The sequence below is a fragment of the Parasphingorhabdus sp. genome (assembly GCF_039982415.1).
Lineage (GTDB): Bacteria > Pseudomonadota > Alphaproteobacteria > Sphingomonadales > Sphingomonadaceae > Parasphingorhabdus.
Genome location: NZ_JBDWYL010000001.1, coordinates 229,028 through 241,452, shown reverse-complemented (window position 1 = coordinate 241,452; position 12,425 = coordinate 229,028). Strand labels below are relative to the sequence as shown.

Sequence of the window (12,425 nt, the reverse complement as noted above, 5' to 3'; positions counted from 1 at the left end):
CGGCTATGAATCGAACCAATCCAAAGAAATTCCGCGTCAAATCCTTTGGCTGCCAAATGAACGTCTATGATGGCGAACGCATGTCAGAAATGCTCGTCGATCAAGGCATGAGCAACGCCGACGAAGGCGAAGATGCCGACTTGGTTGTCTTGAACACCTGCCACATCCGTGAAAAGGCGGCGGAAAAAGTCTATTCTGATATCGGTCGGCTGCGCGGTAAAGATGGCAAGAGTCCGATGATTGCTGTGGCCGGATGCGTCGCTCAGGCCGAAGGCAAAGAAATTTCCCGCCGGGCACCTAGTGTTGATATTGTCGTCGGCCCACAAGCCTATCATCGCTTGCCCGAGCTTATTGATCGGGCCAAGTCTGGGAAAAAAGCGCTGGATACTGACATGCCAGCAAATTCAAAATTTGATGTGCTGCCCGGAAGAAAAAAGCAGGCGCGCCCCACAGCGTTTTTGACGGTTCAGGAAGGCTGCGACAAATTTTGCACCTATTGTGTTGTGCCATATACGCGCGGAGCGGAAATTTCTCGGCCTTGGTCAGACTTAATCGCAGAGGCGCAGGCCCTTGTCGATGGAGGCGTCAAAGAAATTACGCTGCTTGGCCAGAATGTGAATGCCTGGTCTAGCAATGATGACACTGGCAAGAAACAAGGTCTCGACGGGCTGATCCGCCGTCTCAACGAAATAGATGGATTGGAACGGATAAGATATACAACCAGCCACGCCAATGACATGACCGATGCCTTAATCGCCGCGCATGGCGACGTTCCTAAGCTAATGCCCTATTTGCATCTTCCGGTACAATCCGGCAGTGACCCCATTCTCAAAGCAATGAACCGGTCACATTCCGCGGAGGAATATCTCAAAATATTACGCCGCATCCGTGATGTTCGTCCTGATATTGCTATTTCCGGCGATTTTATCGTTGGCTTTCCTGGCGAAACTGATGCCGATTTTGAGGAAACGCTCTCTGTCGTGCGCGAGGCCAATTATGCGCAGGCCTATTCCTTCAAATATTCTCCGCGCCCGGGAACTCCTGCGGCGGTCATGGAAAATCAAATTCCGCCTGAAGTGACGAACGAACGCCTGCAACGTTTGCAAGCCTTACTTAACGAGCAACAATATGATTTCAACAAGCAAGCGCTCGGCCGCCAAACGGATATTTTATTAGAACGCAATGGCAAATTAGATGGGCAATTGGTTGGAAAAACACCATGGTTGCAATCTGTTCATATCATTGCTCCCGAGCTTGCAATTGGCGACATGGTGGACGTGACGATAGAAAGCGCGGGGCCCAATAGCCTGCAAGGTAAGCTGACACAGAGAGAAGCCGCTTAATGGTCAAAAAAACCACTGCCGAGAGCAAAGTCAATCTGGTGACATTAGATATCGAGTTTGATGATCCTCAAATTTTGGGAGATCTGTTCGGCGAATATGACCGTAATATTGTGGCGATTGAAAATCGTCTTGGGGTCTATATTGCAGCGCGCGGCACAAAATTGAAAATTGAAGGGGAAGAAGAAGCCGCTACGCACGCGCGCGATGTGCTCACGGGCATATATAATCGTCTCGAAGAAGGGCAAGAAATTGACGCGGCTGTTGTCGAAGCGATTATCGGGATGGTAGCCGATCCGCGCGTGTCGAAAAGCACCAAACCCGAGCAAGCACAAAATAAAACTGATATTTCTGCACCGCCTAAGGTGATGATCAAAACCCGTAAAAAGACTATTTTCCCACGCTCTGTGCGGCAAGCGGATTATATGGAAAAATTGGCGCGCGATGACATGATTTTCGCACTCGGCCCAGCTGGCACCGGAAAAACCTATCTGGCCGTTGCGCAAGCCGTTTCACAACTGATAACCGGTTCCGTAGATCGCCTGATCCTGTCCCGACCCGCGGTAGAAGCCGGAGAAAAAATTGGCTTCCTTCCTGGCGATATGAAAGAAAAAGTCGATCCGTATCTGCGCCCGCTTTACGACGCGCTTTATGATACTTTGCCGGCTGAGCAGGTGGAACGCCGGATTGAAAGTGGCGAAATAGAAATCGCACCCATTGCGTTTATGCGTGGCCGCACATTGGCGGATGCCTTCGTGATTTTGGACGAAGCGCAGAACACTACAGCCGCTCAAATGAAGATGTTTCTCACTCGATTTGGCATGAACAGTCGGATGGTGATTTGCGGCGACCCAAAACAGATTGATTTACCCGGCGGTGCAACGTCCGGGCTCGCCGATGCGGTTAACAAATTGGAAAATGTGGAAAGTGTCAGCACCGTCCGATTTGGCGCTGCGGATGTCGTCCGCCATCCTTTGGTCGGCAAAATTGTTGAAGCCTATGAAGGCAAAGATGCTGCAAGTTGAGCTCGATACGGGACCCGATTGGCAAGACGGGATAGATTGGCGAAAAAGAAGCGAAGATGCTGCTCATGCTGCACTGTCTTTATCTTCCTATGGCGCTTTAACGAACAAAAATTTTGCCGTAGAAATTAGTATAAAATTGTCCGACAATGCTGAAGTTCAATCATTAAACGTGGCTTATCGCGGAAAAAACAAACCGACCAATGTATTGTCTTTTCCGCAAATCCCTGCAGATCTCCTGCCATCTTTGAGCAATAGCGATGATGGAGAAATTCTGTTGGGTGACATAATTTTGGCTCATGCCGTATGTTCCAAGGAAGCCGTTGAAAAGTCTATCGCCATGGCGGATCACGCATCGCATTTGATGGTTCATGGCGTTTTGCATCTTTTAGGCTATGATCACCAAACAGATGCAGAAGCCGAGATTATGGAATCGTTGGAAACCAGAGCCCTTCACACAATTGGCATTGCGAATCCCTATGCCGAACAACCTTCACAATGAGTGATTAAGAACAATTTATGTCAGACGATAATAAAAGTAACGGATCCAGCGGTCGCAACGCGGGAGCATCGCGCGGCGAAGAGGATGAACCGGGACGAATATGGCGCAACCTGAAAGCTCTGGTTTTTGGAGAAACGGAAGATAATTCTCTCCGCGCGCAGCTCGAAGAAGTTATCGATGAGCACGAAAATGACGGAGAAGACGAGAAGAAAGGCGATGCGGACATCTCACCCGTTGAATTGGAGATGCTGCGAAACTTGCTACATTTCAGTGATCACCGCGTCGATGATATTGCGGTCCCACGGGCTGATATAATCGCGATTGAAGAGAGCGCCCCCTTTTCGGAATATGTCGAAATTTTCTCAGAACATGGCCATAGCCGTATTCCGGTTTTCAAAGAGAATCTCGATACAATTATCGGTATGATTCATATCAAAGATATATTCGCAATCGTTGCCAAAGGTGGCAAACCGCCTTCGGATATCACACCCTATTTGCGGCAACCCCGATTTGTTCCGGAATCCATGGGTGTGCTTGATTTATTAGCAGAAATGCGGGCCACACGGATTCATTTGGCGATTATATTCGATGAATATAATGGCACAGAGGGTCTTGTGACGATTGAAGATATTGTTGAGGAAATCGTCGGCGATATCGAAGACGAGCATGATGACGAACCCGTCCCGATGCTTAAGCCGCTTGAAAATGGTGTATGGGAAGCGGACGCGCGGGCTGAACTGGAAGATGTCGGCGAAGAAATTGATCCAGCGCTGGCTGAAATCGAAGAGGATGTCGACACAATTGGCGGTCTGTCCTTTGTACTGGCCGGCCATATACCAACCAAAGGCGAATTGCTGGAACATCCCAGCGGTTGGCAACTTGAAATTTTGGAAGCTGATGATCGCCGTGTGACAAGGTTGCGGCTCATTCCAGCAAAGAGCAAAGAAGAAACAAGAGCTCAATCTGATTGAGTTTTGGCCAATTCAAAGGCTCTTTTCCTCCAGGTTTCAGCCAATTCATCTATCGCAGCCAATTCCGATAGAGCGCTTCCCTGCCCTTTGTGCTTACCGCCAATAATCATCCCAAACAGGCGCTCCAAAGTCCACTGGGGATAGGGGCGATCTTCTTGGATGATACGATCTCCCATGCAGATTTCTCCCGGTTCCAATATACGAAAATAGCTTCCCGACTTCCCGGTTTTCACTACGGTTTTCAACACATCAGCTTGACCGAAATGGTGATTGAGTTTCCAACAAGGCTGGCGCGCGTGGCTGCATTCAATACGCGCATTGCCGATGCGAAAAACATCACCAAGACACAAGCTGCCTTCGGTCAATCCTGTGCAGCTTATATTTTCACCAAACGCACCGGGACGGTTGAGCAGATCAAGATCAGGATATTTTTCTCGCCAAAAGGCATAATGTTCCACCGGGTAAAAATGGATGGCCTTGTCGGTGCCGCCATGATGCACCGGATCGGCAACTTGATTGCCATCCAAACCCTCATAGTCCAGCAATAGCGGCTTATTGACCGGTATTTTACTGATTGCACTCATTTCGCCATCTTCGCGAAACGGCCTTGGCCTTCCAATCAGAAGCATGTCAATTTTTGTTTCAATCATTTCTCACGCCTAACCTGCCAAGTTCATAATGGCAATTTGCCTCACATTATGCTTGAAGATCCAAATGGAAATTAGTGACCTTCGCATTGCCTTATATAGCGGTAATTATAATTTTGTCCGCGATGGCGCCAACCAAGCGTTAAACCGGTTAGCGGAATATCTTTTGCGGCAAGGAGCCGCTGTTCGCGTCTATTCCCCTACAACGGATACACCGGCTTTTGAGCCCACCGGGGATTTGATCAGCGTCCCGTCCATCGCTTTCCCGGGACGCGGAGAATATCGCTTTCCCACACATCTTTCAGCCAGTGCAAAACGAGATTTGGCGGCTTTCCAGCCCAATATCATGCAAATTTCAAGTCCTGATCGGGTCGGTCACAGGATGGTGAGCTGGGCGCGCAAACAAGATATTCCGGTTTTGGCATCGGTACACACGCGTTTTGAAACCTATCCGCGCTATTATAATCTCGCGTTTCTCGAACCGGTTATCGAAGCCATTTTGCGGCGCCTCTATAGACGCTGTGACGCGTTGGTCGCACCATCAGAATCTATGGCGCAGGTGCTGCGGCAACAGCGAATGAATTACGATGTGGGCATTTGGTCCCGCGGCGTAGACAAAAATGTTTTCAATCCTTCGAAGCGAGATCATGCGTGGCGTCAGGCCTTCGGTATAGCGGACGATGAACCTGTCATTGGTTTTCTTGGCCGATTGGTGATGGAAAAAGGACTGGATGTTTTTTCTGACACAATTGACGAATTGAAGCGACGGGGAATCAAGCATCGGGTTTTGATTATCGGCGAAGGACCGGCCCAGCAATGGTTTGAAGATCGCGTAGACGAGGCCATTTTTGCTGGTTTTCAACAAGGTCATGATTTGGGCCGTGCCGTTTCCAGCATGGATATGCTATTCAACCCATCGGTTACCGAAACTTTTGGTAATGTAACCCTTGAAGCCATGGCCTGCGGAATACCGGTTGTCGCGGCTAAAGCGACCGGCAGTCAAAGCCTGGTAAAAGACAAGCAATCCGGTCGTCTCGTAACCCCAGGCGCTATCCGGGATTTTGCCGATGTACTTCAGATTTACTGCCAAGATTCGGATATTCGCAAGGCTCATGGATCTGCAGGCGAACGGCGTGCGGATGAGTTTAGCTGGGATCAGATTAATCAGACCGTAGCGGAAACCTATATGCGTCTCATTCGCCAACGCCAATCTGGACAAAGCCCGATCAAACAAGAAGCTATTCGCTAGAAACCTAGCGTAAAACGCCGTTTGCCTTCATTTTTCGTACATATATAATCAACAATATAATCGACAAAGCAATCACCGCTGTAAACACCCATATGCCCGGCGTGTTTAAACTTGGCGGCATATCTCCAATCAATTGGTGCACGGTGGATCCCGCAAGACCAAATAGTGAAATTACGAAAGCGGTCAAAGCATGGCGGCTGCGCAGCAAGATCAGCAGTGAGCCGATAAAAGCGCCCCACACCCCAGAGGCCCAAAAGGCATCTGCCCATGCCGGAAAGGAACTGAAATAGTCCAATTGTTCTGGCGTAAATTGGCTCAGATAATCTTTGTTCTGGGTTTGGGTCATCGTATAATCAACCGCTCCCCCCGAATTCCATAATACGGCCAGAATACCAACTACCCATAAATGCCAGGGCGTCTTCGGTTTTGCGTCGACAAGTCCATCGTCATTTTCAAGTGTAGACATAATCATCATCCCCTTTCCGCTGGGATGCATATCATGGCTTTGCACTCAGACAAAATTTTGAGGCCCGCGTTTGATGGCACTAGTTTTTGATGAGGAAGATGCCATAACATCATCTGATGAATGATTTTTTCGACATTGATGATGATCAGCAAACGTCCGAAACAGTTTCGCCACATGCGCCGCTAGCCGAGCAATTGCGACCAAAAAAACTGGATCAGATTGTTGGCCAGGATCAATTGGTCGGAGAAAATGGCGCTTTGCACCGGATGATCGTCGCTGGTAAATTCTCGTCCATCATTTTCTGGGGACCGCCTGGCACTGGCAAAACCAGTCTGGCCCGCCTGCTTGCCAATGAAACTGATCTGCATTTCAAGGCGATATCGGCTGTATTTTCCGGTGTCGCCGATTTGAAAAAAGTGTTTGCCCAAGCCGAGCAACAACAAAATAACGGGAAACAGACTTTACTCTTTGTCGATGAAATTCATCGGTTCAATCGCTCTCAACAAGATAGTTTTTTGCCTTATGTCGAAAAAGGCACGGTCATTCTTGTTGGTGCCACGACCGAAAATCCGTCCTTCGAGCTAAATGCCGCTTTGCTCAGCCGAACCCAGGTTCTAATCCTCAATCGTTTGGATAGCCAGGCGCTGGGGCAATTGTTGGAAGCGGCAGAAGCGTTGCTGAGCCAAATCTTGCCGGTTACCGACATTGCGCGGGAAGCGCTAATCGCAAGCGCTGACGGTGACGGCCGTTTTCTCCTCAACCAGGCCGAAACTTTGTTCTCAATGGATATTGCAGAACCACTAGATGCAGCTGAGTTGGCGGCATTATTGCATCGCCGAATGGCGGTTTATGACAAGGATCGTGAAGGTCACTATAATCTGATTTCCGCTTTGCATAAATCTATGCGCGGGTCGGATCCTCAAGCATCTCTCTATTATCTCGCGCGGATGCTAGTCGCGGGCGAAGAACCTTTATATGTTTTGCGGCGATTGGTCCGGTTTGCCAGCGAAGATATCGGATTGGCGGATCCCCAAGCCCTGCTCCAAACATTAGCCGCCAAAGATGCCTATGAATTTTTGGGCAGTCCCGAAGGAGAATTGGCGATCGTCCAAGCCTGTCTTTATTGTGCCACGGCGCCGAAATCCAATGCCGCCTATGTTGCGCAGAAAGCCGCTTGGAAATCGGCGAAACAAACCGGTTCTCTGATGCCGCCACAAAATATCCTTAATGCGCCGACTCAATTGATGAAGGATATCGGTTATGGCAAAAATTATAGCTATGATCATGAACGGGATGAAGGCTTTTCCGGGGACAATTATTGGCCTGAAGAAATGGACAGCGACAACTTTTACAATCCCGTAAACCGAGGATTTGAAAGGAAGGTCCGCGAAAGACTTGATTATTGGGAGAAACTCAGACGTGAAATGGTTGGTTAAAACGATTCTATTGAGCCAGTTTCTGGCCATGCCCGTTACGGCGCAAACTTCATCAGAATCATCGGATTATGATCGGGCCTTGGCGGCCGGATACAAAGCGCAATTTATCTGCTCCGGTCTTTGGAATGGGGGCAAATCGCTGGCGGATATTGAAGCCGACGAATTAACCGGCATCTATGATCGTGTTGAACCGATTATTCCCGATTTGACTACCGAGATCGATCAGGAAAAACGGCAAGTGCGGGTATCTTTCAATCCGGATTTGGAACCCAGAATTGCTTTTTGGAATCCACTAACAGGATGCACAGCCATGCCAATTGGCTCTGCTGGATTGGCTTTTTCCAAGCCGCCTAAATTGCGGACGTTTCAAGATGAACGGGCTTGGCCCTATGGTGATCGCAATGCCGCAATAGATCCTGCACAATTACCAAAACCGGTTCAACAGTTGCATAATGCCGCTTTTGATACGGAGAAATATGGCGGAAAAACGAGCGGCTTCCTGATAATCCAAAATGGGAAGATCCTGCTCGAAGGCTATAAAAATGGCCATGATATGCACACTGCCCAACGCACCTGGTCGGTTGCAAAATCAATGGCCGGAACCTTGATCGGACATAGTGTTGAGCAAGGATTTTCGGATGTTCACGCACCGGCAAAAATTATGGAATGGATGAGCGCCCTCGATCCGCGCCGAGAAATCACTTTGGATCAGCTTTTGCGCATGTCCAGCGGTCTGACAAGTGATACGGCAGGTAATCGCACTGACCCCATTTACATGGGCGGCGCAACCGTAACTCAGCGCGCGGTAAACTGGCCGCTTCTATATCCTCCCGGGTCGCGGTTTCGATATGCCAATAATGATACGTTGCTGGCTGTGCATGCGGCGCGATCGGGTGCTTTTGATCCTTTTGATTTTTTCCAGAAAATCGGCATGACCCGCACCTATGCGGAGACGGATTGGCAGAATAATTATATTCTTTCCAGCCAAGTTTGGACAACTGCGCGGGATCTCGGTCGCATGGGTATGCTGTATCTTAATAATGGTATGTGGGGCGGAAAAAGACTGTTGCCCGAAAACTGGCGCAAATATGTCAGCAGCCCATCCGGACCGCAACCGGATCGCGAATTTGGTTATGGTGCCAGTTTTTGGTTGATGAACAAATCAGACGGTATTCCCAAAGATACGTTTGCCGCTTTCGGCAATCGCGGGCAATTTCTGGTTATCATTCCTTCCCGCGATTTGGTCATCGTCCGTCGGGGATATGATACACGCGACAACCGTTTTGATATCGCCGGTTTTTCCCGGGACATCATAGAGGCCACAAATCCATGACGAATAGCTACCGCGCCGCTATATGCACGGCTTTAACGGGACCAGATTCTGTCAAGATTGAGCAACTGCCGGTTAAACCACTAAAGCCCGGCGAAGTCCGCATAGCCGTGCAAGCTGCAGGTCTCAATTTTCCAGATCTGCTCATGACCTATGGCAAATATCAATTTCGTCCCGAACCGCCATTTGTTCCTGGAATAGAAATAGCTGGCGAAATTCTGGAAGTCGGGGCCGGTGTTAAGGATTACGCACCGGGAGATCGGATAATGGGGGGCAGTAAAGGCAATGGCTTTGCAGAACAAATCGTCCTGCCCATGGCCGCGATCCGAGAACTGCCATCAAGCCTGTCCTTCGCCGAAGGAGCATGCTGGCATGGAGCCGCGATAACTGCTTGGCACGCCTTGAACGACAAGGCCAATTTATCCGAAGGCGAAACAATCTTGATCCTCGGAGCGAGTGGCGGTGTCGGCATGGCCGCGGTTAAGCTGGCCAAATATAAGGGCGCAACCATCATTGCCACTGGATCAAGCGATGAAAAACGCCAGGCAATTGATCAAGCTGGTGCTGACCACAGCCTGGATCCCGCCGATCCTGACTTGGCAGCGACGGTGAAAAAACTCACCGATGGCAAAGGCGTAGATGTTGTTTTTGATCCGGTAGGCGGTGATCTATCGATCACCGCGACACGGGCAATTGGATGGGGCGGACGATATTTAATCGTCGGTTTTGCAAGTGGCGATATTCCTTCCTTTCCGGCCAATCACGCGCTTATCAAAGGTTATAGCCTGATCGGCTTGCGCGCGGGAGAAAGTGGTCGCCGAGATCCCATTCTTGCTGCTCAAAGCAATAAGTCTCTAAAATGCTTGGCTCAAGAGGGCGTGATGCGCCCTCATATTTCGCATAGCTTTCCATTGGAACAAGCCGGAGATGCCTTGCGTGTCTTGGAAAAACGCGAAGCCATTGGCCGTGTGGCTATAAAAATGACAATATGAACGACCATGTTACATATGATTACATTATCTGACAGCCAAATGACTACTCAACACTATATCTGATATCCCGAACGTGGTAACGCACCGGTTGAATAGTCATTTTCACAACAAGGGGAAAAATAATGGATGGATTGAGAATAGGAAACTATGCGCTCGATACTGAGCTCATCATGGCGTGGGGCGGCAAAATCGGAATTGCAATAGCAATTCTGGTCGTTACATGGTTGATCGCTAAAGCCGCCAAATGGGCTTTTGCGAAATTGGTTGACAATATCAGCCTGTTACAACGCGACACTGGTTCTGGTGAATCCATCGGAAAATCCCTCGGAAAAATCGTGTCCTTGTTGATTTGGTTGTTCGGTCTCATTGCCATTTTGCAGACATTCGGTCTCAACAATGTTATCGAGCCGCTGCAGACCCTGCTTGATAATGTCATGGGCTTCATCCCTAATATTGTCGGCGCTGGCATCATTTTCTTTGTTGGCTCCATTGTTGCCAAAATCGTCAAACAAATTGTCGAAACTGCAATGATGACGGTAAACTTAGACAAATGGGCAAATAAAGCCGGTGCAGAAGAAGTCACAGGCAACAGCACGATCAGCAAAACCATCGGTACTGTTGTCTATGTGTTGATCCTGATCCCAATTGCGATATTGGCTCTTGATGCGTTGCAAATGTCGGCTATTACGAGCCCAGCGACGGCGCTTCTCGACACAATCTTCACATCCATCCCGCTCGTCATTGGTGCCGCGATCTTGCTCGGCATTGCTTATATGATTGCACGTTGGGTTGGCGGTTTGATCGAAGAAGTGTTGCCAGGCCTTGGTGTTGATCGTTCGGTTGCAGCGCTTGGCATTCTGCCTGAGAAAGCAACAGCATCTTCGGTTGTATCGAAGACGGTGATTATCGCGATCATGCTGTTCGCTGCTATTGCTGCAACACGCATGCTTCAATTCCCTGAATTGACCGGCATCCTCAACGAAGTATTGGGTCTGGGCGGTAAAGTGATCTTTGGCGGTGTGATTATTGGCCTTGGCTTCATGATTGCAAACATCCTGTCCAAAATTGTTGGCGGCGCATCTGACGGCGGCATGGGCGGACAAATCGTCAAATATGCAACCATCGTACTGTTTGTCGCAATGGGCCTCAAATATATGGGCCTCGCGGACTCGATCATCAACATGGCTTTCGGCGCGTTGGTTATTGGTGGAAGCGTTGCCGCAGCCTTGGCCTTCGGTCTTGGCGGCCGCGATGCTGCAGCAAAGACGCTGGAAAACTTGCAATCTGGGGACGCCAAAACGGCAAAGAAACCAGCTGCTAAGTAAACAGCATTTCAATCAAGAATTTGAGGGCGGGTCTCGCGAGATCCGCCCTTTTCTTATGGGTGCTGTCAATTCCAGGAGCGGCGAGTTAAAAGTCGGATATGCGCCAGTTTACTGAATTTACCTGTATTGATTGGTCTGGCGCGAAGACGGAGCGGCCCATTGGCATTGCCGCTGCAACCATAGGAATGGAAGGTCCGCCCGCGTTGATTGACAAGGACCCGCGTTGGTCCCGGGAAGATATTCGCGACTGGTTGATTGCACTTGCTCATAAAAAATCCGACATGCTTGTCGGCTTTGATCTCTCCATGGCACTGCCATATCTGGATAGAGATTGCTATTTCCCGGAATGGTCCGAGAGCCCCGCCAACGCCCGTCAGCTATGGCAGTTGGTGGAATCATTGTCAGTAAATGATCCGCATCTAAACATTTTATCTTTTCTTGATCACCCACAAGCGCGGCGACATTTTCGTCATAGTCGCGATGATCTCGGCGATCTATTTTCAGGGGGTAGCGGGCGGTTGCGCGTGGTTGAAGAACATCAACGAATAACCGGGCAAACCAATAGTACTAGCTGCTTTAATCTGGTTGGCGCTGCACAGGTTGGAAAATCCAGTTTGACGGGCATGAGGATGTTGCATCAACTCAACGACTCTATTCCGATATGGCCATTTGATCCGATACCGGAAAGCGGGCCGATGATCGTGGAAATTTATACAACAATCGCTGCACTCGCGGCTGGTATGCCCAAAGGCAAAAGCAAGATTAGAGATCGCGTGGGGCTTGAGCACGCCTTGCGCAAGCTCAACACCCCCCTGCCCGGCGAATTATCGCGATATGACGACCACAGTGCCGATGCTATAATCACAGCCGCATGGATGAAAACTGCCAGCATAGCGCCTAGGCTGTGGCAACCACCTCGTCTAACAGATGAAATTGCTGAAAAAGAGGGCTGGACCTTTGGAGTTTTTTGAAGCAAAGAGCGCTCGTTATTGGCTCCAGCCACTAAACCAGCGCCGAATTAGCTCAGCTGGTAGAGCAACCGCCTTGTAAGCGGTAGGTCATCCGTTCGAGTCGGATATTCGGCACCATCACCTAAAATCTAGCCATTCGCCTTAGCCATTCTTGCCTAAAGGCGAGCCGTGCAA

12 protein-coding genes and 1 tRNA gene are annotated in these 12,425 nt (G+C 49.5%); 11 read left to right on the top strand and 2 right to left on the bottom strand.

The window, feature by feature from the left end; translation table 11 throughout:
* Positions 1-5: 5 nt before the first annotated feature.
* The 4 genes from miaB to ABJU74_RS01135 are packed head-to-tail and all read left to right on the top strand — an operon-like array spanning position 6 to position 3,835.
* On the top strand, positions 6-1,343 hold the full coding sequence (gene miaB / locus ABJU74_RS01150) for a tRNA (N6-isopentenyl adenosine(37)-C2)-methylthiotransferase MiaB (protein WP_348385745.1): 1,338 nt from the start codon (positions 6-8) through the stop codon (positions 1,341-1,343).
* Positions 1,343-2,365, top strand: a complete 1,023-nt coding sequence (locus ABJU74_RS01145; protein ID WP_348385744.1) for a PhoH family protein — start codon at positions 1,343-1,345, stop codon at positions 2,363-2,365. The genes miaB and ABJU74_RS01145 overlap by 1 nt, the downstream gene beginning before the upstream one ends.
* Positions 2,352-2,864: an rRNA maturation RNase YbeY gene (gene ybeY, locus ABJU74_RS01140; protein WP_348385743.1), complete on the top strand. Its 513-nt coding sequence runs from the start codon at positions 2,352-2,354 to the stop codon at positions 2,862-2,864. Before ABJU74_RS01145 ends, ybeY begins: the two co-directional genes overlap by 14 nt.
* 17 nt (positions 2,865-2,881) lie before the next feature.
* Positions 2,882-3,835 (top strand): hemolysin family protein, encoded by a 954-nt coding sequence (locus ABJU74_RS01135; protein WP_348385742.1) that lies wholly within the window; start codon positions 2,882-2,884, stop codon positions 3,833-3,835.
* Here the strand turns inward: ABJU74_RS01135 and ABJU74_RS01130 are convergent.
* Positions 3,823-4,485, bottom strand: coding sequence for an MOSC domain-containing protein (locus ABJU74_RS01130; protein ID WP_348385741.1), 663 nt, complete (start codon positions 4,483-4,485; stop codon positions 3,823-3,825). The genes ABJU74_RS01135 and ABJU74_RS01130 overlap by 13 nt on opposite strands.
* Before the next feature lie 64 nt (positions 4,486-4,549).
* Here ABJU74_RS01130 and ABJU74_RS01125 point away from each other — a divergent pair, with 64 nt between their 5' ends.
* Positions 4,550-5,731, top strand: a complete 1,182-nt coding sequence (locus ABJU74_RS01125; RefSeq protein ID WP_348385740.1) for a glycosyltransferase family 1 protein — start codon at positions 4,550-4,552, stop codon at positions 5,729-5,731.
* Positions 5,732-5,735: 4 nt separating this feature from the next.
* On the opposite strand, the gene ABJU74_RS01120 is transcribed toward ABJU74_RS01125, so the two are convergent.
* Positions 5,736-6,197 (bottom strand): hypothetical protein, encoded by a 462-nt coding sequence (locus ABJU74_RS01120; protein WP_348385739.1) that lies wholly within the window; start codon positions 6,195-6,197, stop codon positions 5,736-5,738.
* A 116-nt stretch (positions 6,198-6,313) separates the two neighbouring features.
* Here ABJU74_RS01120 and ABJU74_RS01115 point away from each other — a divergent pair, with 116 nt between their 5' ends.
* The 6 genes from ABJU74_RS01115 to ABJU74_RS01090 all read left to right on the top strand — a co-directional run bounded on the left by ABJU74_RS01115 (position 6,314) and on the right by ABJU74_RS01090 (position 12,368).
* A complete protein-coding gene (locus ABJU74_RS01115) occupies positions 6,314-7,633 on the top strand; it encodes a replication-associated recombination protein A (protein WP_348385738.1) in 1,320 nt (439 codons plus the stop codon).
* Entirely contained in the window at positions 7,617-8,966 is a 1,350-nt protein-coding gene (locus ABJU74_RS01110) for a serine hydrolase (protein WP_348385737.1), read from the top strand. The genes ABJU74_RS01115 and ABJU74_RS01110 overlap by 17 nt, the downstream gene beginning before the upstream one ends.
* Positions 8,963-9,955: an NADPH:quinone oxidoreductase family protein gene (locus tag ABJU74_RS01105; protein ID WP_348385736.1), complete on the top strand. Its 993-nt coding sequence runs from the start codon at positions 8,963-8,965 to the stop codon at positions 9,953-9,955. The genes ABJU74_RS01110 and ABJU74_RS01105 overlap by 4 nt, the downstream gene beginning before the upstream one ends.
* Before the next feature lie 122 nt (positions 9,956-10,077).
* The gene (locus tag ABJU74_RS01100) at positions 10,078-11,280 is read left to right on the top strand and encodes a mechanosensitive ion channel (RefSeq protein ID WP_348385735.1); all 1,203 of its coding nucleotides are present in this window, start codon (positions 10,078-10,080) and stop codon (positions 11,278-11,280) included.
* Between the two features lie 98 nt (positions 11,281-11,378).
* On the top strand, positions 11,379-12,251 hold the full coding sequence (locus ABJU74_RS01095; protein WP_348385734.1) for a hypothetical protein: 873 nt from the start codon (positions 11,379-11,381) through the stop codon (positions 12,249-12,251).
* A 41-nt stretch (positions 12,252-12,292) separates the two neighbouring features.
* Positions 12,293-12,368, top strand: a tRNA-Thr gene (locus ABJU74_RS01090).
* The last annotated feature ends 57 nt before the right edge of the window (positions 12,369-12,425 follow it).